This is a genomic window from Paenibacillus phyllosphaerae, assembly GCF_014192105.1.
GTDB classification, from domain to species: Bacteria; Bacillota; Bacilli; order Paenibacillales; family Paenibacillaceae; genus Paenibacillus_Z; species Paenibacillus_Z phyllosphaerae.
Map to the genome: position 1 here is coordinate 128211 of NZ_JACHXK010000009.1, position 22254 is coordinate 150464.

Genomic DNA, 22254 nt, shown 5'->3' on the forward strand with positions numbered 1-22254 from the left:
CAGAGAGGATAGGAGACAGAAGATGGGCAAAGAGATCGAACGCAAATATTTGCTTGACGCCTTCCCTGCGGAAGAGCTGCAGGGGGAAGGGATAACCGTACAGTCGACACAGACGATCTATCAGACGTATCTGGCCTATGCCGGCAAGGAAGAAATTCGCGTGCGGATGATCGAGAACGAGCAAGGGGAGCGCACGTATACCCACACGTTCAAGTCCGGGCATGGCATGGTGCGGGAGGAGATCGAATACGCGATTTCCGGCGAAATTTACGAGCAGTTGCTGCGCAATGCGAATTTGACGCCGCTGATGAAGGTGCGCACGACCGTCGATTACCAAGGCACGATCCTCGAGATCGACGATTACAAGCAGGTCGAGCTTACCGTGGTCGAAGTAGAGTTCCCGGACCTGGCAGCAGCCGATTACTTCATGGCGCCGGCTTGGTTCGGACGCGAGCTGGGCGCGGAGGACGAGTACCGCAACAAGACGTTGTGGCTGAAGATGCAGCACGGCAATAATTGATTGTGACCTAGTATCAAGACCGTACAGGGCCTAAGCCCGCGTACGGTCTTTTGTATTTAATTAATGACGTTAAGCCGGGTCCGCATAAGCGGACGCAAGCGAGGATCGGCACGTTGTTGCGCTTATGCTCTACGTAGAGGTCACCTCCCAAGGCACCAAAGCCGCGAACGAAGCTCGAACAAAAGCTTTGTCCTGCCAAGCGGCATACAGCATGTCCCACTGACATACTCAGGCAAGCCGCATGGACAACGCGAGCCCATCTCGAAAGGACAGATCAACACCGGCCGCATCACATATCCAGCCGCTTACGGGTGTTAAGAGGGCGGTTGCCCTCTTGTTCTCCTCCAATGGAGGGGGAAGGGGGAGGTGAAATTTAAGGTGTTCAGAGGGCTGAGGCCTCTCAGAGGAGAAGCGGGTTCCAAAGGGCGGAGCCCTTTTACAAAAATTAGCATTGACAATCGTTTGTCCGCCATGATAACTTACGAAGTGTCGATTTCAAAATTTGGAAGGAAAGGAGTGATCTTAGATGTTGAACATGATGAACCACTTTACTGCCGATACTGTCGTACGTACGCATGGCACGGGCTTCATCCAACTTCATACGGATCGTGACCTCCTTGGTGATTCCTTCTGCACGGATCGCAATATTCCGGCATAAGCTGAATTTACATATCTACCAAGGCGTATGTCACGAATTCTCGTGGCGTGCGCCTTTTCTATTTGCGGGCAAAAACACATCGCTGACGAGCGGTGTGTTTTTCTTTTTATATACATTCACTAGGGGCATTAACAAGGGAGAGTGGATTCAAGCATGTTTGCCGTTATTTATAAACTGGGCTGGTTTTTCAAGCTCGAACGAAAACGCTACATCATCTCGCTGATCTTGCTGTTCATCTGCGGCGTCATCGAAGTGCTGCCGCCGATGATGGTCGGCAATGCGATCGACAGCATTCAGCTGGGGACGATGTCCTGGAGCAGCCTGTTCACGACGCTCATTCAGCTGGGTATTCTCACGATCGTCACGTACACAATCAGTTATATATGGATCTCCCGGCTGTTCGGCGGCGCGAACGTCGTGGAGCGGATGATGCGCACGAAGCTGATGCGCCACTTCCTCAAGATGACGCCGAGCTTCTACGAGAAGAACCGCACAGGCGACCTGATGGCCCGGGCGACGAACGATCTGCAGGCGATCGGCGCTACCGCGGGCTTCGGCATACTGACCGTGATGGACTCCACGCTGTGGATGATCACGCTCTTGGTGACGATGACGGTGTTCGTCTCCTGGAAGCTGACGCTCATCTCGATTCTGCCGCTGCCGATCATGGCCATTCTCGTCGGTCTGTACGGCAAATGGATTCACAAGCGGTTCACGGACGCGCAGGATGCATTCGGCGACATGAACGACGGCGTTTTGGAAACGATTTCGGGAACCCGCGTCATCCGGGCGTATGTGCAGGAGCGGGCGGCGGAGAAAAGATTCGATGCGGTAACCGCAGATGTGCTGGAGAAAAATCTCGCCGTCGTCCGCATCGACGCGTTGTTCGAACCGACGGTCAAAATCTTCGTCGGCGCCAGTTACTTGATCGGTCTCGGCTACGGCGCTTACCTCGTGTACCATAATGAGCTGACGATCGGCGGCCTCGTATCGTTCAACGTCTACCTCGGCATGCTGATCTGGCCGATGTTCGCGATCGGCGAGATGATCAACGTCATGCAGCGCGGGAATGCGTCGCTGGACCGCGTCAACGAGACACTTGGCGTCCAGCCCGACGTACCGGACCCGGTCGACACGGTCAAGCTGGCTCAGCCGGGCGAGATCGAATTCAATAAGGTCACCTTCCGTTATCCGTCCTCAACGGTCGACAACTTGAGCAGCGTTTCCTTCAAGCTGCGCCAGGGCCAGACGCTCGGCATCGTCGGCAGAACGGGCAGCGGCAAGACGACGCTCATCAAGCAGCTGCTGCGGGAATATCCGATTGGCGGCGGGACGCTGACGATGAGCGGGGTATCGCTCGACCGGATCGATATGGATCAGCTGAAGTCGTGGTACGGCTATGTGCCGCAAGAGCAGTTCCTGTTCTCGCGGACGGTGCGCGAGAATATTCTGTTCGGCTCCGACGGTGCGGATCAGGAGAAGCTGGATCGAGCGATCGAAGCATCGGCGTTCAAGAAGGACCTTGCGTTCCTGCCGAGCGGGCTGAACACGCTCGTCGGCGAGAAGGGCGTGGCGCTCTCGGGCGGCCAGAAGCAGCGGGTATCGATTGCGCGCGCGCTGATCGCCGATCCGGAGATTCTGATGCTCGACGATGCGATGTCGGCGGTCGACGCACGGACGGAAGCCGAGATTATCGGCAACATTCGCCGCGAGCGCGCAGGCAAAACAACCCTGATCGCCACCCATCGCTTGTCCGGCGTGCAGCATTCCGACTGGATCGTCGTGCTCGATGACGGGCATGTCGTCGAGGAAGGCACGCATGAGCAGCTGATGGCCAAGGGCGGCTGGTATAAAGAGCAATACGAAACGCAACAATTGGAAAAAGCGAGCGAATAAGGCGGGTGAAACGCATATGAGCATGGAAACCAACGAGCATTACGATCTGGACATGGACCGGATGGCCGGCAGCAAAGGCGCCACCATCAAGCGTCTCGTGAAATACGCGATGAAAGGCCGCGTCCAGCTGATCATCGCGCTGCTCATGCTGGCGGTATCCGTCGGCACGGAGCTGGCGGGACCGCTCGTCGCCAAGCAGCTGATCGACGTGCATATTTCGGGCATCGAGAAGCCTTGGTACGAGACGCAAGACAGCGACAAATACACGGTGGCCTACGACGGCAAGACATTTAAGCGGGAAGACCACTTCGAAGTCGGAGAGGCGCGCGGCGCGGAAGTGCGCATCCTGCAGGCGGGCCGCAACTATTACTTCGTGCCGGGCGCGATAGCTTTCGACGGTACGCGGACAGCAAGTACGGACAATCAGATTACGATAGCTAAAGGCGAGCAAACGGCGTCCTACGCGGCGCAGGAGCTGACGACCAGCGAGCTATACACGTTCTTCAAGCCGGAGCTTAGCGGGCTCATCCGTCTGTGCTGGTATTATTTTGCCTTAATCCTGCTGTCGGCGGTGTTCGCTTACGGGCAGCGCTACTATCTGCAGGCATCCTCGAACCGGATCATCCGCACGATGCGCAAGGACGTCTTCGAGCACATCAACCGGCTGCCGGTGCGGTACTTCGATAATCTGCCAGCGGGCAAAATCGTCTCGCGGGTAACGAACGACACCGAATCGATCCGCGAGCTGTACGTCACGGTGTTGGCGAACTTCTTCACCGGTACGATCTACATGATCGGCATCTTCGGCGCGCTGTTCCTTCTGAACGCGCAGCTGGCGGCGATCTGTCTGTTCATCGTGCCGATCCTCGTCTTGTGGGTTATGTTCTACGGACGGATCGCACAGCGTTACAATCGGGTCATTCGTTCGACCTTGAGCGAGATTAACGGGCGAATCAATGAATCGATCCAAGGGATGGCCGTCATTCGCGCCTTCCGCAAAGAGAAGAAGATGGAGCAAGAATTCGAGACGTACAATGAGGAGAATTTGCTGTACAAAACCAAGCTGCTGAGCTTGAACTCCTGGACCGGTCACAACCTGGTCAACGTCATCCGGAACATCGCGTACGTCGCCCTCATCTGGTACTTCGGCGGCGGCTCGCTGACGACGCCGGGCGGCTTCGTCACTCTCGGCGTGCTGTATGCGTTCGTCGATTACTTGAACCGGCTATTCCAGCCGATCGTCAATATCGTCAACCAGCTGCCGAACCTCGAGACGGCGCTCGTATCCGCCGAGCGGGTATTCGTGCTCCTCGATGAGAAGGGCGTCGACGTGGCGGACGAAGAGATGCCGCGCTACAAGGGCAATGTCGCGTTCGACAACGTTACCTTCGCTTACAAGGAAGGCGAGAACGTGCTGAAGAACATCTCGTTCGAGGCTCAGCAGGGCCAGACGGTAGCATTGATCGGGCATACCGGCTCCGGCAAAAGCTCGATCATTAACCTGCTCTTCCGCTTCTACGATATCGAGCACGGTCGCATAACGATTGACGGCGTCGATACGTACACGATGCCAAAGCAGACGATGCGCCGCCATATGGGGATCGTGCTGCAGGATCCGTTCCTGTTCACCGGCACGATCGCCTCGAACGTCTCGATGGACGATCCGAAGGTGACGCGGGAGATGGTCGAGAAGGCGATCCGCGACGTCGGCGGGGATCAGGTGCTCAAGAATTTGCCGCAGGGCATCGACGAGCCGGTTATCGAGAAAGGCACGACGCTCTCGGCCGGCCAGCGCCAGATCATCTCGTTCGCCCGGGCGCTCGCGTTCGATCCGGCGATCCTCATCCTCGATGAGGCGACCTCGAACATCGATACGGAGACGGAAGCGCTCATTCAGAGCGCGCTGGAAGTCGTGAAGCAGGGCCGGACGACATTCGTTATCGCGCACCGGCTGTCGACGATCAAGAATGCCGACCAAATCCTCGTGCTGGACCGCGGCGAGATCGTCGAGCGGGGCAACCACGAGACGCTCATGCAGCGCGAGGGCAAATATTATCAGATGTACCAGATACAGCAGGGCGAGCAAGCAAGTTCCGCCAAGCCTGCGGCAACCGAAGGTGTCTACACGGCGTAACAGCCGCTTGCATGCAAGCGAATGAAACAACAAAGCCGGGCGACTGCTCAAATTAGCTTGAGCGATCGTCCGGCATTGTTCATGCCTGAGAAGCTTTGCGCGCGCGTTTGGTCACGTACATATTCTCGTCGGCAATCCGCAGCAGCTGGTCGAGATCCGCGCCGTCTGTCGGGAAGACGGCCGATCCGATGGAGACGCTGATCGGGAGCTTCATCCTGCCCGACAGCTCGGCAAGCTGGCCTTCGAGCCGATGAAGCATCGCCTCGAGACCTTTGCCGCCATCCTTGTAATGGCCGACGATGACGAACTCATCGCCGCCCCAGCGGGCAACCAGATCGCTATCCCGCGTCGACTTGATCAGCGTCTTGCCGATCGCGCTCAGCACCTGATCTCCTTTGGCATGGCCGTAGTGGTCATTAATGTACTTGAAATTGTCGCAATCGATGACGAGCAGGAACAGGTTGCCGTCCATCCGATTCGCGAACGCCTTAATCTTGTCGAACGCTTTGATCATGAAGCGGCGGTTGTAGAGGTCGGTCAGGGTGTCCATGTCCGAGTAGTAGACGGCTTTGTCATATTGAAGCCCTGCCCAATAAGAAAGAAAAGCTAAGAGCGGATAGGCAGCAAGATCCGCGATATCGACATGGCCGTCACGGAAGTAGTAGTACACCATATAGGCGGTGTGAATCGGTAGAATGATGCTTGAGGCAATAAGTCTTCCTCTGTATTTCATGGTAGGCACCTCATTAATGATAGCGCTGGTCGTTCCTAATAGAGATAGAATCGGTTCACTTTATCCGCCTCGCCGCTTTGGCAGCGTAAGCCTTTTCATATATACCCTTCATTATACTATAGTGAACGGAAATTCAGAGAGTAAAGGTTACGGCTTGTTCCGCTGTAAATATTTCCAGAGGCAAATTTAATACGAAATCTCAGCCTGAAGGATGATGCTACGATTAGGCGCGCACCTTATAATGGACACCGTGTGTATTTTTTGGCTTGAGTTAATGTATCACTGACAGCAAGAAAGAGAAAAAAGGAGAGAGTCGTACGATGAGTGAAAAAAGTGGCGCTATAGAGCAAGAAGTCACGCTTCGTCAACTGATCGGTCCCTTAGCAGCAGTTATTATCGGAATGATCATGGTTATTCTGGACAGTACGGTCGTCAATGTGGCCCTTCCGAAATTGGTGGAGGACTTTAATTCTTCCGTAACGACGCTGCAATGGTCGATCACCGGCTATACATTAGCCTTGTCCGCCGTTATCCCGTTGGCGGGATGGATGACCGACCGGTACGGGGCCAAACGGATCTTCCTTATTACCATTGTGTTATTCACGTTAGGTTCGGTGCTCTGTGCGCTTGCGCGGACGCCGGAGCAGTTAGTCATCTACCGCATCATTCAAGGACTTGGCGGCGGTATGGTCTCGCCGATCGGCTTCGCGATGGTATTCCGACTGGCACCCCCGGGCAAAATGGGTTCGATCATGGGCGTGCTCGGTGTGCCGATGCTGCTCGCGCCGGCTTTGGGACCGATTCTGGCCGGCTATCTCGTCGAGTATGTGAGCTGGCATTGGATCTTCCTGATCAATCTGCCGATCGGTATCATTGCCGTACTCGTCGGGATCAAATTCCTGCCGAATCTGGAACGCAAAACGGTACCGTCGCTCGATATCATGGGCATGATCCTCGCACCGATCGCGTTCGCGATGCTGGCCTTCGGCGTGAGCGAAGGCGGCACGGATTGGGGTTCGGCACGTACGCTGACAGGGCTGATCGTCGGCGGAGTCGCGCTTGTGCTCTTCATCTTCGTCGAGCTGCGCAAGAAGCAGCCGCTTCTGGAGCTGCGAGTGTTCGGCTCGTCCGATTTTACGCGGGGGATTATTATTGCCTGGGTGGCGCAAATTTCGTTGTTCGGCTCCATCCTGCTCATCCCGCTCTATCTGCAGCAGATCGAGCAGTACAGCGCGCTGAAGACAGGCGTAATTCTGCTGCCTCAAGCGCTGGCTTCCGCCGTGTTCATGCCGATCGGCGGCAAGCTGTACGATAAGATCGGCGCCCGCCCGCTTGTTATGACGGGACTCACCGTTATTACGGCGGCGCTCTTCATGCTCTCGCGTCTGTCTGCCGATACGAGCTTGACGTATATCATGACGGCGCTCGGCATGATCGGGGCAGGCATGGGGATGACGATGATGTCGATCAACACTCATGTGCTCGCCGCGGCGCCGCGACACCTCGTCAGCCGGGTAACGCCGCTTACGACAGCGGCGCAGCAGGTGATGGTCTCGTTCGCCGTCGCTGGATTGACCGGTTATCTGACGTCGGGCATTACGGACAATATGGCGAAGGGCCAGGATCAGATCACTGCCTCGATCGGCTCGTACGACGATACGTTCTTCCTCTCGGCCTGTATCGCGATCGTCGGCGCGCTGCTGGCGATCATTCTGCGCAAGCCGAAGGCGCAGCCGGACGATTCGGCCGGCAGCAAGGCCGAAGATCCGAATGCAGCCGCGATGATGGGGCATTAATAGAAGAAACAAATATGAAATGGCTCTGCTTTCCGATAAGGGAAGGCGGAGCTTTTTCTAATTCCCCGGCAGCCGTTACAATTTATTTGCCAAACGGACGGGAGCGTGCTATTCTAGCGAAGTGACTAAATGACCAAAAATGAAATTTGGTCAGTTTGTAAAAGGAAACGGACAACAAGGAGGGACATCATGGCTGCAATCGACCGCAGATCGTTGATCTTGAAGGCTGCCACGCAAGCCTTTGCCCAGTTCGGCTACAAGGCGACGACCATGGATCTCGTATCGAAGATCGCGAATGTTGGCAAAGGAACCATCTATACGTTTTTCAAAACAAAAGAAGAGCTGTTCGATGAAATCGTGCGCAAGGCGCTTCATGAGCTCCAGGTCGTGCTCGATGAAGGCATGCATGAAGGGGAACCTTTCTTCGACAATCTGTTCCGGGTCCTCTCGGCGCTGCTCGAATTCCGCTCGGATCATGAATTGTTCATCAAGCTGCAGCAAGAGGTTCAGCACATCGGCACGTCGCAGGCGCTCGAAGGGACGCATCGGTTGGAGGGCGTGGTGCTCGACTACTTGCGCGGCCATATCGTGAATGGTATCGAGAAGGGCGAGATCAAGCCGTGCGATCCGGATATCGTGGCTTATACCATTCTGAAGCTGTATATCGCGCTGACGAGCGACTGGAACAAGTTCCATAAGGAGCCGCTGACGAAGGAGCAGATTCAGCAGCATTTTATTTTGTTTTTCGCGGAAGGGCTGCGGTATTCCGGCTAGGCATCCGTTATGAAAGTTCAAAATCCTCATTGGTATGCGCCAAGATTCATCTTGCCATGGGCAAGCAGGTCATGCGGGGCTACTCCGGACTGATCGGGTCGGGAGAATTTTTTTATTATAAAATGACCGGAATTCGAATTTGGTCATTCGTTCATTAAGCGTAGGTAAAGGTGAGTGATCGATTGTGAAAGCATTAAGCGTGTTCGGGAAAGACATCATGGCGGTCGTCAAAAAGCCGCTCGTGCTGATCTCGTTCGTCGGCGTCGCGGTAATCCCGATGCTCTACAGCAGCTTCCTGATTAAAGGGTCCTGGGATCCGTACGGCAGCCTGGAGAAACTGCCAGTGGCCGTCGTCAATCTGGACCAGGGCGCGGTCTACGAGGAAGAGAAGATGGATGTCGGCTCCGAATTCGTCGAAGAGCTGAAGAAGAATAAGGAGTTCGACTGGCAGTTCGTGTCGGCTGATGAAGCGCAGGAAGGGATGGCCGACAACGAATATTATATTACGATCACCATTCCGGAAGATTTCTCGCAGAAGGCGACGACCGTGATGGACGATGACCCTCAGCAGGCGGAGATCATTTTCGAGCCGAACAGCCAGTACAACTATATCGCCGGCCAGATCGGCAACAGCGCCGTGAAGGAGCTTCGCGCGAAGCTGGGCGTGCAGATTACCGAAGCGTATACCCGCAGCATGCTCGAGCAGGTAGGCACCGTATCGGAAGGCCTGAACGAAGCGGGCGACGGCGCGCATAAGCTGGAAGACGGCGCGCAGAAGCTCGAGGACGGCCTGGCGAAGCTCAAGGACGGCGCGGTCAAATTGGCGGACGGAACGGCTGAGCTGAACAAGGGCATTAAGCCGCTCTATAACGGCGCAGTGAAGCTGCATAACGGCGCGACGGAACTCGCGGCAGGGACGAAGGATCTGTCGAGCGGACTTGGCCAGCTAGCGGATGCGCAAGGTCAGCTTGAAGCAGGCGCGGTCTCTGCGCAGGCCGGCGCAAGTCAGCTGGCGGATGGGCTTGCGGCTTCCTCCGAGGGAGCAAGCAAGCTGACGGCGGGGTTGACTACCTCGCTGGACGGCACGAATGAACTGTCGAGCGGCTTGACCTCTGCGGTGGATGCAAGCAAGCAGGTAGCCGGCGGCGCGCAGCAGGTGGCCGAAGGGCTCGCCAAGCTCATGGAATCGAGCCCGCAGCTAGCCGAGAACCCGCAGCTGCAGCAGCTGCTCGCTGCGAGTCAAGCCGTTGCTTCCGGCAGCGTAAGCTTAAGCACCGGCGAGGAACAGCTTGCCGCTGGCGCGCAAAAGCTGGCCGTAGGCACCGAACAGCTAGTTGCCGGCGCTCAGCAGCTCGAGAGCGGCCAGCAGCAATTGCTCGCTGGGGCGCAAAAGCTGGAGCAAGGACAAACGCAGCTGGCGAGCGGTCTTGCGACGTTCGGCGATAAGCTTGGCGAAGCGGCTGCGGGCAGCGGTAAACTGGCCAGCGGCGCAAGCGAGCTGAACAACGGCCTTGGTACGTTGCAGGACGGCCTTAGCAAGGTAGCCGGCGGCGTCGTGACGCTCGCGGACGGTACGAAGCAGCTCGGCAGCGGCACGGATGAATTGAAAGACGGCTCCGTACAGTTGAAGGATGGCTCCGGCGAGCTGGCCGATAAGCTGACGGAAGCGGCAGAGAAGACCGCTGAAGTGAAGAGTGGCGACGAGACGGTCTCGATGTTCTCCGACCCGGTGAAGATTACGGAGAATGCCGACCGGAAAGTCGAGAAGTACGGCATCGGCATCGCGCCTTACTTCCTGTCATTGGCATTGTTCATGGGCGGGCTCGTCTTCACGACCATTTTCTCCGTCCGCCAATCGGTGGTACCTAACGCCTCGCGCTTCGGCCTATTCACGAGCAAGACGTTAACCTTCGTCGGCATGAGCCTGGCGCAGTCGGCGATCGTCGCGACGGTCGTACTGACCGTGCTCGATATTCAGGTCCAGAGCGTGCCGCTGTTCTATCTGTTCGCCTTCGTAGCCAGCTTGGCGTTCTCGATGATCATCCAGTCGTTTGTGACGTGGCTCGACAACCCGGGCCGCTTCCTGGTCATCATCCTGATGATCTTCCAGCTCACCTCGAGCGCCGGTACGTTCCCGCTCGAGCTGCTGCCGGACTGGATGCAGTCGATTAACCCATGGCTGCCGATGACGCACAGCATTATCGGCCTGAAGGCGGTCATCGCAAGCGGCGACCTTAGCGTCATGTGGGAACAAATGGCGAACCTGGCGGTATATGCGGTTACGTTCATGCTGCTGACGCTGTTGTACTTCATGAAACAGAAACCGAAAGACGTTAAAAGCGAAACCGCATTAACGGCATAAATCATTAACGAGGCTGTCCCAGTGGGACAGCTTCGTTTGTTTTAGACACGCAGTGTCGAATTCGCTTCGCTCTGACCTTCCTGTCTTGTAAAAAGGTAAGCGTGTCCACAAAGTGGACGTCAAGCGAGGGTCAGCGCCTAGCCATCATTGGAGCGCTAACGCAGCAGGTCCCCTCCCCAAGGCAACAAAGTAACGAACGAAGCTCGAACAAGAGCTTTGTCCTAACGGCATGCCGTACGTTCAGTCAGCATGCTCAGGACAACGCGAGCCCCCATCGAAAGGACCCATCAACGACGGCCGCGTTCCGAGTCACGCCGATTACGGGTGTCCTCAGAGTTTTCCGGATGGAAAACTCACTTCGGAAGCATAAGCTGGGCGGTTGCCCTCTGGTTCCCCTCCGATGGAGGGGGAAGGGGGAGGCGAGCAAAAAGGAGGGGGAAGGGGCGAGGATAAACAAGGGGGTTCCAAAGGGCGCAGCCCTTCTCTATCTAGCGGGTTCGCAAAGGGCGGCAGCCCTAGCCCAGTATCCAGCAGGGGATCGCAAAGGGCGGCAGCCCTTAGCCTCACCGACGTGGGATGGGGGGGCTACCCGCATAGCTCCAGCTGGTCCCACACATACTAATGTGGCAAAAGCAGGAGAGGATGGGTGGCATGAACAGATCGTGGCTGGGCACGGAATGGGGAACCCTGATTCGCACGCCGAAGACGTTAATCTCATTAATCGGCATCATCTGTATTCCCGTGCTGTACAGCGGCATTTATTTGTGGGCGTTCTGGGATCCGTACGGCAATCTGGAACGATTGTCGGTGGCCGTCGTGAACGAGGATCAGCCGGCCGTCTATGAAGGGGAGACATTCAAGATCGGCGAGGATCTGGTGGCGGAATTTCAGAAGGACCGGTCGTTCGACTGGCAGTTCCTAACGCGGGAGGAAGCGGACCAGGGGCTGGCCGATCAGAAATACTACTTCAGCATTCTCATCCCCTCGGATTTCTCGAAACGGGCCACGACGCTCATGGAGCAGCAGCCGACACCGCTCGAAATAACGATCAAGTCCAATGAGGGACTTAACTACATCGTGGCGAAGATCGGACAGTCCGGCGTGGAGAAAATCCGCCAGCAGCTGTCGGAGAAGCTGACGCTGAACTACACGGAATCGATCTTTAAGAGTTTGGAAGAACTGAAAGACGGCATGCAGGAAGCGAGCACCGGCGCTGGCGATCTGCATACCGGAATCGGCACCTTGTTGAACGGCACGAAGAAGCTGGCCTCATCGGTGACGGGCAATCAATCTTCCATCGCGCAGCTGGACCAAGGAGCAGCTGACCTGAAGGCCGCCGCGGCGAAACTGGCTTCAGGGGCGGCTCAGCTGAATACCGGCTTCGGCAAGCTGGCCACGGGCACGAAGCAGATCGATGAAGGCATCGCCTCCGCAGTATCGGGCAGCAAGCAGCTCGCCGCGGGACTGACGCCGCTCGCGGAAGGAGCCGCGCAGGTCGATAAGCTGGTATCGGCTTATGCCGCGGGTCATCCGGATGCTTCGGCCGACGCGACCTTCCAGACGTTAACGGCAGCGAGCAAGCAAGTGTCCGCCGGACTTGCGCAGGTGAACACGTCCATGGGTACGTTCAACACCGGCTTGGGTCAGCTGACGACGAAGCATGCGGAGCTGCTGAAGGGCGTGAATACGTTCACGCCATCGCTCAAGCAGTTGGCTTCCGGCGCGGATCAGCTCTCGAGCGGCGCCGCCTCGCTCTACACCGGCGTGCACAAGCTGAGCACGGCTTGGACGGCGCTCGTGAACGGAATCGACGAGCTATCTACGGGCGAGCAGAAGCTGTATACCGGCAGCCGGGAGCTTGAGACAGCGCTGACCGACGGGGCGGAGAAGCTAGCGAACATTCATTCCTCCCAATCGCTGTTCGAGATGATGGCGAACCCGGTACGGGTGAAAGAAGACAAAATCAATACGCTGCCGAACTACGGAACCGGCATGGCGCCGTTCTTCGTCTCGATTAGCTTGTATGTCGGCGCACTGCTGCTGACGACCGTATTCCCGCTGCGAGAGACGTTAACGCCGGCGCCGTCAGGCTTCCTCTGGTTTTTATCCAAATACGCGGTGATGGCGACCGTGTCCCTCGGACAAGCATTGCTAGTCGCCTTCATCTTGACCGGTGTGGTCGGGCTCGAACCGATGGATCCCGTCTACTTCGGGCTCTATGCCTTCTATGTGAGCCTGATCTTCATGGCGATCATCCAGTTTCTCGTCACGCTGGGCGATAACGTCGGTCGGTTTATCGCGATCATCCTGCTCGTGCTGCAGCTGGCGGCAACCTCCGGCACCTTCCCGGTCGAGCTGGGACCGGAAGGCTTGCAGACGATCCATCGTTTCCTGCCGATTACGTATACGGTGGACGGCTTCCGCTCGATTCTCTCGACTGGCGACTATGCCCTGCTCCGGCAGGATGTCTGGCTGCTGCTCATCTACTGGGCGGTGGCGGTTGCGCTGACGATCGTGCTGCTGGCAACCGTCGTCCGCCGCAAAAAACGGAGAAACCAGCGTGAGCAAGCGCCGGCATAAAGCACACAAACTTGAAGAGACAGCAGATCCGTAGCGCCGGATTGCTGTCTTTTTGTCATGGGTTCGAGCCGGGGGGCGCAAAAGGACGGATTAAATGCGCACAAGAAAGCCCCGTCTTCGAAGGGTCTCGAAACGACGGGGCGTGAGCTGTGATAACTGGTGCGATGAGAGCTACAATTCGTATTAATTCGATCCTGCGTTGAGCGCATGCTCCCAGCTTGGGAAGTAAAACAACGCATTTTGCATGAGCTCGGGGTGCGTGGTCTTCAACTTCTTCTTGTTCAAGTTATGGCCGGCTGTTCTTAGCTGTTGAATTTGGGACAGGACATCCTGAGCACTCATCGAAGCGTCCATTTGACATACCTCCTAGTGGGAATGTCAATATTCTTTCCATCAGTCCCAAATTTAATCAAGTAAAGCGCTAAAAAGTTACGCCAGACGAACCGTTAACTGGCCCACAATCGACTCGCTGCCGCCGGATACGCCAAGCGTTAACGCGAGACGGTCGCCATCCGCTACCGGGCCGACGCCGGCGGGGGTTCCCGTATAGATGAGGTCGCCTTGGCCGAGGCCGAAGCGGTCCCCGATATAGTGAACAAGCTGTTCGAGCGGGAAAATCATGTCCGCCGGCGAACCGTGCTGAATCGTCTCGCCATTCTTAACGAAGCTAAAGGTTAATGCGCGAAATGCTTCGGCGCCTTCGAACGGCTGGAATTCGGTCAGCGTAGCCGAGCCCTTGAATCCTTTGGCCAGCAGCCACGGATGGCGCTTCTCTTTGAGCTGCGACTGAACGTCGCGGGCCGTCCAATCAATGCCGAGCGCAATGCCGTCGATCAGTTCGTCGAGCGGCTTGCCGGGCGCATATTCGGTGCCGATCCGCACGACAAGCTCGAGCTCGTGATGGATTTCGCCGATTGTCCCCGGCAGCGTCAGCTCGCCTTCGGCGGGCGCAAGCGCATGCGTCGGTTTGCCGAAGATCATCGGCTCCTCCGGGACGTCGTTGCCAAGCTCCTTGGCATGCAGCGCGTAGTTACGGCCTACGCAATAAATGTTGCGGATAGAAGAGAAATCTGACATCTCAGTAACACCTCTCGTTCATGGGAATGTGGGCAGCATATACCGCCGTTATGTAATCCGGGATGTAGCGCGCTTCGCCGCCGCGGACGCCGGCGGCCTTTCACCTTGCCTAGCCCTCATTATATACCGCATCGACCATCGTGCCAAAGCATGGGGATCGCCTGGATCCGGTTTCATATTGACAGCTTAGACATCGCATGATAGCTTAGCATAAGCTAATAATTGCTATAGCAATTATTTATCATTAACCGATTCAAGAAAGGACCATCATAATGGACTCCACATCAACGAAAGCAGCCACCGGCAAAAGCGTCAGCGGCACCAAACGGCTGTGGATGGCGATCATTCTCGGCAGCCTGAGCGCCTTCGGCCCTTTATCGCTCGATATGTATTTGCCTGCGCTGCCCGCCCTTGCCGATGACCTGGATACGAGCACGTCGCTGGCGCAGCTCAGCTTGACGGCTTGCATGCTCGGCCTGTCGCTGGGGCAACTGCTCGCCGGTCCGCTCAGCGATGTGCGCGGGCGCCGCATGCCGCTCCTGGTCGGACTCCTCGTCTATGCGGTGTCATCGGTATTGTGCGTCTGGACGACGAATATTTGGGCGTTCCTGGCGCTTCGCTTCATCCAAGGGCTTGCCGGCGCGGCGGGCATCGTCATCTCGCGGGCTATGGTTCGTGACGTGTATTCCGGCACGGAGCTGACGAAATTCTTCTCGCTGCTCATGCTCGTCAACGGCGCGGCGCCGATCCTGGCGCCGATCATCGGGGCGCAGATTCTGCGCTTCGGCGAATGGCCGACCGTCTTCATCGTATTGGCCGCGTATGGCTTGCTCATGCTGGTCGCCGTCGGCGGCGGGCTTGGCGAGACGCTGCCGCCGGAACGTCGGATGGCGGGGGGAGTCGGTGAGACGCTGCGTACCTTCAAGCGTCTGATTGCGGACCGTACGTTCATGGGTTACGCGCTGACGCAGGGCTTCATTATGGCCGGTATGTTCGCGTATATCTCCGGCTCGCCGTTCGTGCTGCAGGATATCTACGGCGTATCGCCGCAAACCTTCAGTCTGGTATTCGCGCTCAACGGACTTGGCATCATCCTGGCTACCCAGATTACCGGGCGCGTGGCCGGCAAGTTCGGCGAAGCGAAGCTGCTCGTCATCGGGATGGGGCTTGCCTTTATTGGAGGCTTCGTGCTGCTCGCAATGCTGGCCATCGAAGCGCCGCTGGCCGCCGTGCTGCCGCCGCTCTTCTTCGTGGTTGCGAGCGTCGGGGTCGTATCGACTTCGGGTTTCTCGCTCGCTTTGCAGAATCATGGGCAGAATGCAGGCAGCGCCTCGGCGCTGCTCGGTCTGCTGTCCTTCATTATCGGCGGTATCGCCGCGCCGTTCGTCGGCATTGCCGGCGAAGATACGGCGCTGCCGCTCGGCATCGTCATCGCGATCGCCGAGCTGAGCGCGGTCATCTGCTACCTGCTGCTCGTCAGAGGCGGACGCAAGCAGGTCTAATGCAACCCAAAGAGCTATCCGAATCCAAGCAGCCAGCAAGCTGCAACGTTCGGATAGCTCTTTTTGTTCAAGCTATGCTCTGTACTCCGCTTAACTGCGAAGTTTCTTAAAGTCTTCGATGATCACCTCAATGACTTGGCGGCCCCAATTCGCGGCTTCCGTGCCGGGGTCGTTCCAAGCGAAGGTAATGAGCGCCTTCCATAAGGCCCATCCGCGAGCGCGATGAACCGTGTCCTCATCGAAATTCATGCCAGCAAGGAAGCGTCGCCGGCTGTCGTCGTCGAAGAAGTTCCATGCCATCACGAGGTCGCTGGAAGGATCGCCCACGCCCATCGTTCCGAAATCGATCACCCCGCACAATCGTCCTTCCTTCACGAGCAGATTGCCTACCGCAACATCGCCGTGCAGCCATAACGGAGCGGATTGATATCGCGTTGCAAGGGACAGCTCCCAGATCTCCGTTAACAAGGCTTGGTCATAGACGCCCGAGAGCGTCTCTATAATGGATCGCGTATCTGGATCGTATACGGCGAGGTTGCCGCCGCGATGGAAGTTCTGGACACCGGCCGGAACGCCGCCCCTCGCATCGATCGATTCGAGCTCCTTCAGGAATGCCGCAAGGTCTTCGGCGAACTCGTTCGCATCGCGAATATTGGCACGCGTGACGGTATCGCCATCGATCCATCGGTTGATCGACCAGGGGAGGGGATAATCGTCCGTAGCTTCTCCTTTGGCGACGGGCACGGGAATCGGCAAGGATAGCTGCGGTCCCAATACCGGCAGCCAAGCCGATTCTTTCTCCACCGCGGCAGCATAACGTTCATGGCTTGGCAGCCGGACGGTCAGCTCGCTCCCGAGCCGATAGGTGCGATTATCGTGTCCGCTTTTGGGCACGGGCGTTAGGGTGAAATGGCTCCATTGGGGAAATTGGCGATCGATTAGCCGGCGTACGAGTTCGGTAGTCATTTCTACCATGTTCTCACCGCTTCCTGTCATTGTAGAGGATGGACTTGCTCAAATCCCTGCGTATTTGTCACCACTATAAGCGTTGGTAGAAGGGGATTTCAAGGCAGAGAACCGTTATAAGGATCGTTCTTCCGGTTCCGTGACCGGGGCAATCAGCCGCTTGCCGTAGCTGCATGCTAGTCATCAGAATGATGAGCCAGTCCGATGCGCTCGGGCAGTTCGGCGGCGGTCCGGCGGTCGGCTGGATCGGCTCGACGTATTCGATACGCGCCTCGCTGATGGCCGCAGCGATATTGATGGCACCGATCCTCTTGCTGGTTCGTGAGAATAGGCGCTAATAATCGAACGTTTCGTCCACGTCAAATAAAGCCGGCTAGAGCGGATATTATCCGCTTAGCCGGCTTTTTTAATGCGGTGGGTGAGAGGGAGGAGGCTGGCTGCCATCTCCTAATCGATTTTTGTGACCAGAAAAATATAAGCCTTCCGGCTATAAGCTTTGCCTTCTACATAAAAGTAGTGCTCGTTCCAATCCATAATCGCACCGTAGTTGAGCGGTTCGCCGCCTTGATCGTAAACGGAATAGACATATACCGGTAATCCAATCGACTGGAAACTCTGGATGAATTCATCGGTGACAAGCGGGAGCGCTTCGATCTTCGAGGTTAGCTGGGCCAATGTTTTCTGGCCGGCATCAATGTCGTGATGGAGCGCTCTAACCTTCTGTGCCGCCTTGTTGGCCCGCGCTTCCGCCTCTTGAATCTGCTTCTCGTACTCCAGTCTTCGGCGCAAAGGCAGCAGGATGCAGTCGATAAGCACCTCGCCGTCCTGCTCGTACAAGGCGGCATTGAGCAGGACGGGAAGCTTATCCTCCCCCTTCGTTTTCAAGAGGAGATACATCTCTTCGACCCGATGGTTGAGGCTAATGAGGGGCGGAAAATAAATTTGAAAGAACACTCTGCTCTGCGCAGTCAACAACCGATCCAATTTCTGCCCAAGCATGTCTTCGCGATCATGACCGGTTAAGCTTAGCAGCGTCTGGTTCATGGAGGTAATGATGTAGTCCGGGTTCAACGACATGTAACCGCACGGTAAATGGTTCAGCCGTTCGTCCATAAGCATCACGACTTCTTTCTATTCATCGTTAGGATAGAGGGGTCGACAAATACTTCTTTAGGCGGATAACCGTTTCTTCCGCATGGCTCAGGTGAGGGCAATGACCGGTTGCTCTCATATGAACAAGGGTGCTGTTAGCCAACTGCTCATGCATGTAATCGCCGACCTGAACAGGGGCGATCGCGTCCTCCGTGCATTGCAGGATCAGCGAAGGCACCGTTACTTTGGGAAGATCCTTCCGGTTGTCGGCAAGGAACGTAGCCCTGGCGAAGTTCCGGGCAATCGCGGGATCCATGGCGCAGAAGCTCTCGGCAAGTTCACCTGCCAGCTCCGGCCGATCCGGGTTCCCCATAATAACGGGTGCCAGCGTATTGGCCCACCCGAAGAAATTCTCTTCCATTAACGCCAGCAAGCCATCGATCCCTTCGCTGTCGAAACCGCCGAAGTAGGGAGGATCATTCAGGTAGCAGGGGGAAGGACCGATCATCATGATGCGGTCGAACAGCTCGGGTCTGGCGATGGATGCAAGGAGGCCAATCATGCCGGATACGGAATGGCCTACGAATAGGACGTTCTTGAGTTGAAGCGCGTCACAAACGTCTATAATATCCTGCGCATAACCGTCCAGGCTGGCATATTTCGTAGGGGAATACGCATTGAGATCCGAACGGCCCGCACCGACATAGTCGAACAAAATAACGCGGTAACGGTTCTCGAAAGCGGGTGCGACCTTTCTCCACATATGCTGGTCGCAGCCATAACCATGGGCGAATAGAATCGGCTGGGTTCCGTGGCCCTGAATATTGACATGGTTTCGCTTGATGATATCGTCGTTCAACATGAGTCCACTCCTTAATCGATACCTGCACTTTATACAGCATAAGCGATCAGGCTGAAACAACAAAGACGATGCATTGCTATGCTTCCTTGCATTCTAGCGCATAACCCAAATGTTGGCTAGGAAGTCATTCCCATATTATGCGGGACATTCAGAGGGGGCGGAGGGGAATCTCACCGAGCACCAAATAGCCGGCTAGAACGGGAATCGCGTTCGGGCCGGCTTGTAGACGTAGCTATTTTCGTTTATTGGAGGGAATCTTCATTAGTCCGAATACGCGACCGCATTCATGCTTTCGGGGCCAATTCGCGTACATTCTACCGAGGAATACACGATGAGGGAATACACAAGTTCGTCATTCGCTACCGGATAGGGGACTTCGTAATCGGTCACGGTGATGTTGAGCACTCTTACATTCGTATCGAACGATGAGACTGGGAAAAGCGCGTAACCGACGACCGGATCGGTGGTCGGCGAAGTTCCCCGCAGAACGCCAAGAGCAATTACCGTATCTGGCGGGACCTCCGCCGGGAGCGCAAGCGTAGCGATGCCGTTGAAGATGACGCGCAGGATACCGGAGGCGCCAGTTATATTCAGGCCGACCTGGCCGATGGCCGTTGGCGTATCCGCAAGCAGCGTGATGCTGATGGACTGTCCGTAGCTGGCGTTCTGCGAGGTGCGGGCATCTAGCGTTTTTACCAAATCTATCAGCTCCTTTACTATTTTTGATAGCATATGCATGCTGAAGTTGATAGGGAAGGGCGGCAGAACGCGGATGCGCTGGCGGGCCGACTGTTGCGCGCCGTCGAATGACGGGTAAGGATCAAGGACGTGCATAAGAAAGGATCGATACGGGCATCCAAATCATGACAATCCAAAAGGGGGTTATGATTTGTTTAGATTGAATCGAATGCTGCTGCTGTTCGTCGCTTTGTTACCGATAACGGGGCTAGGGCTTACTGGGGCTCATGCCGCGCAAGCCGAAGCCGTCTCGATCGGAGGGAAGCCAAAGCTCGTCGTGACGCAAACGGATCTCACGATCATGAAGGCGGAGAAGGTGTTGCGCTATGACTTTACCATCAAGAATATCGGACGGAAGACGCTTCAGCCCCAGTTCGATTATCCGGGACACCATTACTATCCGATTGAGGTAGCGGTACGGCCGGGCAAACAACTGAAGCGTTATATGGTGATGGACGAACATACGAAGTATCGCAAAATGGCGTTCAAGGGAAGCGGCTCGGGAGGATTGTTGGATCCGGGCAGAGAAGTTCATTTCTACGTGGAGTACCGAATCCAGGAAGACGCGGATCTTAGCAAGGTGCTGGAGAACGCGCGGGATGGGGTTCTCCTCGTGCTGGACGGGCCGAAGGTCGTGGCGGAATTCCCCCTGCAGGATGCCGAAGGGAAGAAGCAATGAGATAGTGCATGCCTGACGAGGTCGCCCGCAAGCTCGTGCCGTCCGTAACCCGCTTGCGGGTGATTCTTTGTGCGGCCTCTTCATAGACTGAGAGGGAGAGGTCGATGGGGCACACCAACTTCCATGCTGAAGGAGGCGAGGGCGATGATTCGCATCAACAACGGTTCGGATACGGCAGTTATCCTCATTCATGAAATCTATGGCGTCAATGCGCATATGCAGCAGGTGAGCGAAGCGTTTGCGCAGCAGCAATACGATGTGTACGGCCCGAATTTGCTCGCGGCCGAAGAGCCTTGCACGTACGACCAGGAAGCGGAAGCGTACGCGAACTATATGGCGCATGTCGGCTTCACGCGGGCGAGCGACCGGATTAAGGAACTCATCGCGGAATTGCGCGGAACTTACGCTCATCTTTATTTGGTCGGATTTAGCGTCGGGGCGACCGTCGCATGGCTGTGCAGCCAGGAGGAGGGGGTTACTGGCGTGGTCGGCTATTACGGCTCCCGCATTCGCAATTATCTCGACGTATTGCCGTCGTGCCGGACATTGCTCTTTTTCGCGGAGGAAGAGAAGTCGTTCGATGTGCCGGATGTGAGCGCCGTCCTCGATCAGAAGCCGAAGGTCGCAGCGGTCGTCTACCGCGGGCGGCACGGTTTCGCCGATCCGTATTCCCCGAATTACAACGAGGAATCGGCGAGGCTGGCGTTCCGGCAACTGCTCGCATTCATGAAGAGTTAGCGTTTGGGCATGTGACAAATACGATCTACACAAATAAGGACGCGGGTACGAACCGAATTCACGGCTTCGCACTTCGCGTCCTTGTGTTCTCCGGAATGAATCTAGCGCGGCCATTCAAGACGGCATCGGCCGTTTCACTTTCACTCTGCGGTCGATAGCGCGTCTTCGAGCAGCTTGCTGACCGTCACGAGCTGATAACCCGCTGCCGTCAACTCATGCGCCAGCGTGCGTACGGCTTCGATCGTCTGGGAGCGGTCGCCGTATCCGTCATGGAAGATCAGGATGCTGCCGTTCTTGGCATGCAGGCGGCTGACCTCTACGATATGCGAGGCGCCCGGCTGCTCCCAGTCCCGCGCGTCCCCGTTCAATGCGCCGATTGACCGATGGCCGTACGAGGCGACCAACTGCTCGAGCGTCGAATCCGTATTGAAGTACGGCGGACGGAACGTGGCCGGCGCGCGCCCGGTCAGCTGTTCGATGAGCGCGTTCGTGCGCTCGATCTCAAGCCGCTGCTCGCTTGTCGACCGTTCGGTCATTGGCGGGTGCGTGTAGGTGTGATTGCCGATCTCGTGCCCTTCGGCGAAGGCCGCCTTGACGATATCGGGGTGCTTCTCCATTTGTTCGCCGATCATATAGAAGGTGGCTTGGCCCGACACTTCGCGGAAAATCTCCAGCACCTGCGGCGTATAGACCGGATTCGGCCCATCATCGAACGTAAACGCGATTCTACGGTGAGGCGTCTCGACCTGGTGAACGACTTCTGCAGACATTATGGCAACAGTCCTTTCGGCTAGGGATGCAACTGATTTGATCATACACCTGAGCGGCCGAAGAATGCGATAACCTATTTGCTGGCGGCACATATTTTACCCGTAATTTATCCCGAATCGCTTACAGGGTATGGTAGAATTAGGGATTATAAGGTAAAGAAGCGTGTGCTTGTGAAAAAATGGATCATCAGAATCGCTTTGACGCTCCTGCTCGCCGCCTTGGGCACCTATGGCTTGCTGTGCATAGCCGAATTGCTCTTTGTTTCGTTGCTGTGGCTGGATGAGCTGACGTCCTGAGACAGGAATGAAAATAGGAAACTTTTAGAAGAATAGCTTCTCTTTATTTGAGTCCTCGGCTCCCGTTAAGATGGGCTTAA

The 22254-nt window shown here is 56.4% G+C and carries 21 protein-coding genes; 13 read left to right on the forward strand and 8 right to left on the reverse strand.

All coding sequences use genetic code 11. The features are described from left to right. The first annotated feature begins 22 nt into the window (after window positions 1–22). The 4 genes from FHS18_RS19390 to FHS18_RS19400 all read left to right on the forward strand — a co-directional run bounded on the left by FHS18_RS19390 (window position 23) and on the right by FHS18_RS19400 (window position 5208). Window positions 23–520: a CYTH domain-containing protein gene (locus FHS18_RS19390; protein WP_183601740.1), complete on the forward strand. Its 498-nt coding sequence runs from the start codon at window positions 23–25 to the stop codon at window positions 518–520. A gap of 526 nt (window positions 521–1046) precedes the next feature. Then, window positions 1047–1178 carry a CCDC174 family protein gene (locus FHS18_RS34055; protein WP_221401391.1) on the forward strand — a complete coding sequence of 44 codons (132 nt, stop codon included), beginning with the start codon at window positions 1047–1049 and terminating at the stop codon, window positions 1176–1178. A 153-nt stretch (window positions 1179–1331) separates the two neighbouring features. Continuing rightward, entirely contained in the window at window positions 1332–3074 is a 1743-nt protein-coding gene (locus FHS18_RS19395) for an ABC transporter ATP-binding protein (protein ID WP_183601741.1), read from the forward strand. A 61-nt stretch (window positions 3075–3135) separates the two neighbouring features. Continuing rightward, entirely contained in the window at window positions 3136–5208 is a 2073-nt protein-coding gene (locus tag FHS18_RS19400; RefSeq protein WP_246427785.1) for an ABC transporter ATP-binding protein, read from the forward strand. Between the two features lie 79 nt (window positions 5209–5287). Here the strand turns inward: FHS18_RS19400 and FHS18_RS19405 are convergent, their stop codons facing one another. Further along, window positions 5288–5941: a GGDEF domain-containing protein gene (locus tag FHS18_RS19405; protein ID WP_183601742.1), complete on the reverse strand. Its 654-nt coding sequence runs from the start codon at window positions 5939–5941 to the stop codon at window positions 5288–5290. Between the two features lie 320 nt (window positions 5942–6261). Here FHS18_RS19405 and FHS18_RS19410 point away from each other — a divergent pair, with 320 nt between their 5' ends. The 4 genes from FHS18_RS19410 to FHS18_RS19425 all read left to right on the forward strand — a co-directional run bounded on the left by FHS18_RS19410 (window position 6262) and on the right by FHS18_RS19425 (window position 13453). Then, a complete protein-coding gene (locus FHS18_RS19410; protein WP_183601743.1) occupies window positions 6262–7737 on the forward strand; it encodes an MDR family MFS transporter in 1476 nt (491 codons plus the stop codon). A gap of 189 nt (window positions 7738–7926) precedes the next feature. After that, window positions 7927–8511, forward strand: coding sequence for a TetR/AcrR family transcriptional regulator (locus FHS18_RS19415; RefSeq protein ID WP_183601744.1), 585 nt, complete (start codon window positions 7927–7929; stop codon window positions 8509–8511). Between the two features lie 184 nt (window positions 8512–8695). Further along, window positions 8696–10873 carry a YhgE/Pip family protein gene (locus FHS18_RS19420; RefSeq protein ID WP_183601745.1) on the forward strand — a complete coding sequence of 726 codons (2178 nt, stop codon included), beginning with the start codon at window positions 8696–8698 and terminating at the stop codon, window positions 10871–10873. 651 nt (window positions 10874–11524) lie between these two features. After that, a complete protein-coding gene (locus tag FHS18_RS19425; protein WP_183601746.1) occupies window positions 11525–13453 on the forward strand; it encodes a YhgE/Pip domain-containing protein in 1929 nt (642 codons plus the stop codon). Window positions 13454–13636: 183 nt separating this feature from the next. On the opposite strand, the gene FHS18_RS19430 is transcribed toward FHS18_RS19425, so the two are convergent. Together FHS18_RS19430 and FHS18_RS19435 are read right to left on the reverse strand one after the other, a co-directional pair. Then, on the reverse strand, window positions 13637–13807 hold the full coding sequence (locus tag FHS18_RS19430; protein ID WP_183601747.1) for a hypothetical protein: 171 nt from the start codon (window positions 13805–13807) through the stop codon (window positions 13637–13639). Between the two features lie 75 nt (window positions 13808–13882). Continuing rightward, window positions 13883–14530 carry a fumarylacetoacetate hydrolase family protein gene (locus FHS18_RS19435; RefSeq protein ID WP_183601748.1) on the reverse strand — a complete coding sequence of 216 codons (648 nt, stop codon included), beginning with the start codon at window positions 14528–14530 and terminating at the stop codon, window positions 13883–13885. A gap of 272 nt (window positions 14531–14802) precedes the next feature. Here FHS18_RS19435 and FHS18_RS19440 point away from each other — a divergent pair, with 272 nt between their 5' ends. Further along, the gene (locus tag FHS18_RS19440) at window positions 14803–16032 is read left to right on the forward strand and encodes a multidrug effflux MFS transporter (RefSeq protein ID WP_183601749.1); all 1230 of its coding nucleotides are present in this window, start codon (window positions 14803–14805) and stop codon (window positions 16030–16032) included. A gap of 90 nt (window positions 16033–16122) precedes the next feature. On the opposite strand, the gene FHS18_RS19445 is transcribed toward FHS18_RS19440, so the two are convergent. Then, complete coding sequence (locus FHS18_RS19445) at window positions 16123–17007, reverse strand: aminoglycoside phosphotransferase family protein (protein WP_183601750.1); 885 nt, start codon at window positions 17005–17007, stop codon at window positions 16123–16125. A gap of 164 nt (window positions 17008–17171) precedes the next feature. On the opposite strand from FHS18_RS19445, the gene FHS18_RS19450 reads away from it, so the two are divergent. Continuing rightward, a complete protein-coding gene (locus FHS18_RS19450) occupies window positions 17172–17336 on the forward strand; it encodes a hypothetical protein (protein ID WP_183601869.1) in 165 nt (54 codons plus the stop codon). Window positions 17337–17445: 109 nt separating this feature from the next. Here FHS18_RS19450 and FHS18_RS19455 read toward each other — a convergent pair whose 3' ends face one another. The 3 genes from FHS18_RS19455 to FHS18_RS19465 form a co-directional block, all read right to left on the reverse strand. Beyond that, entirely contained in the window at window positions 17446–18111 is a 666-nt protein-coding gene (locus tag FHS18_RS19455; RefSeq protein WP_183601751.1) for a PAS domain-containing protein, read from the reverse strand. Between the two features lie 28 nt (window positions 18112–18139). Beyond that, window positions 18140–18949: an alpha/beta fold hydrolase gene (locus tag FHS18_RS19460; RefSeq protein WP_183601857.1), complete on the reverse strand. Its 810-nt coding sequence runs from the start codon at window positions 18947–18949 to the stop codon at window positions 18140–18142. 264 nt (window positions 18950–19213) lie between these two features. Beyond that, a complete protein-coding gene (locus tag FHS18_RS19465) occupies window positions 19214–19651 on the reverse strand; it encodes a hypothetical protein (protein ID WP_183601752.1) in 438 nt (145 codons plus the stop codon). Window positions 19652–19841: 190 nt separating this feature from the next. Here FHS18_RS19465 and FHS18_RS19470 point away from each other — a divergent pair, with 190 nt between their 5' ends. Both FHS18_RS19470 and FHS18_RS19475 read left to right on the forward strand, forming a co-directional pair. Beyond that, entirely contained in the window at window positions 19842–20369 is a 528-nt protein-coding gene (locus FHS18_RS19470) for a hypothetical protein (protein WP_183601753.1), read from the forward strand. 144 nt (window positions 20370–20513) lie between these two features. After that, window positions 20514–21107: a dienelactone hydrolase family protein gene (locus FHS18_RS19475; protein WP_183601754.1), complete on the forward strand. Its 594-nt coding sequence runs from the start codon at window positions 20514–20516 to the stop codon at window positions 21105–21107. A gap of 140 nt (window positions 21108–21247) precedes the next feature. Here the strand turns inward: FHS18_RS19475 and FHS18_RS19480 are convergent, their stop codons facing one another. Beyond that, the gene (locus FHS18_RS19480) at window positions 21248–21877 is read right to left on the reverse strand and encodes a polysaccharide deacetylase family protein (protein WP_183601755.1); all 630 of its coding nucleotides are present in this window, start codon (window positions 21875–21877) and stop codon (window positions 21248–21250) included. Window positions 21878–22048: 171 nt separating this feature from the next. Between FHS18_RS19480 and FHS18_RS34970 the strand changes: the two genes are divergently transcribed. Further along, the gene (locus tag FHS18_RS34970; protein WP_281378802.1) at window positions 22049–22174 is read left to right on the forward strand and encodes a hypothetical protein; all 126 of its coding nucleotides are present in this window, start codon (window positions 22049–22051) and stop codon (window positions 22172–22174) included. Window positions 22175–22254 lie beyond the last annotated feature (80 nt).

Excerpts from the sequence above, each read along its gene's own strand:
- FHS18_RS19390 (WP_183601740.1), top strand. The coding sequence starts at position 23 with ATGGGCAAAGAGATCGAACGCAAATATTTGCTTGACGCCTTCCCTGCG.
- FHS18_RS34055 (WP_221401391.1), top strand. The coding sequence starts at position 1,047 with ATGTTGAACATGATGAACCACTTTACTGCCGATACTGTCGTACGTACG.
- FHS18_RS19395 (WP_183601741.1), top strand. The coding sequence starts at position 1,332 with ATGTTTGCCGTTATTTATAAACTGGGCTGGTTTTTCAAGCTCGAACGA.
- FHS18_RS19400 (WP_246427785.1), top strand. The coding sequence starts at position 3,136 with ATGGCCGGCAGCAAAGGCGCCACCATCAAGCGTCTCGTGAAATACGCG.
- FHS18_RS19405 (WP_183601742.1), bottom strand. The coding sequence starts at position 5,941 with ATGAAATACAGAGGAAGACTTATTGCCTCAAGCATCATTCTACCGATT.
- FHS18_RS19410 (WP_183601743.1), top strand. The coding sequence starts at position 6,262 with ATGAGTGAAAAAAGTGGCGCTATAGAGCAAGAAGTCACGCTTCGTCAA.
- FHS18_RS19415 (WP_183601744.1), top strand. The coding sequence starts at position 7,927 with ATGGCTGCAATCGACCGCAGATCGTTGATCTTGAAGGCTGCCACGCAA.
- FHS18_RS19425 (WP_183601746.1), top strand. The coding sequence starts at position 11,525 with ATGAACAGATCGTGGCTGGGCACGGAATGGGGAACCCTGATTCGCACG.
- FHS18_RS19430 (WP_183601747.1), bottom strand. The coding sequence starts at position 13,807 with ATGGACGCTTCGATGAGTGCTCAGGATGTCCTGTCCCAAATTCAACAG.
- FHS18_RS19435 (WP_183601748.1), bottom strand. The coding sequence starts at position 14,530 with ATGTCAGATTTCTCTTCTATCCGCAACATTTATTGCGTAGGCCGTAAC.
- FHS18_RS19440 (WP_183601749.1), top strand. The coding sequence starts at position 14,803 with ATGGACTCCACATCAACGAAAGCAGCCACCGGCAAAAGCGTCAGCGGC.
- FHS18_RS19445 (WP_183601750.1), bottom strand. The coding sequence starts at position 17,007 with ATGGTAGAAATGACTACCGAACTCGTACGCCGGCTAATCGATCGCCAA.
- FHS18_RS19450 (WP_183601869.1), top strand. The coding sequence starts at position 17,172 with ATGCTAGTCATCAGAATGATGAGCCAGTCCGATGCGCTCGGGCAGTTC.
- FHS18_RS19455 (WP_183601751.1), bottom strand. The coding sequence starts at position 18,111 with ATGGACGAACGGCTGAACCATTTACCGTGCGGTTACATGTCGTTGAAC.
- FHS18_RS19475 (WP_183601754.1), top strand. The coding sequence starts at position 20,514 with ATGATTCGCATCAACAACGGTTCGGATACGGCAGTTATCCTCATTCAT.
- FHS18_RS19480 (WP_183601755.1), bottom strand. The coding sequence starts at position 21,877 with ATGTCTGCAGAAGTCGTTCACCAGGTCGAGACGCCTCACCGTAGAATC.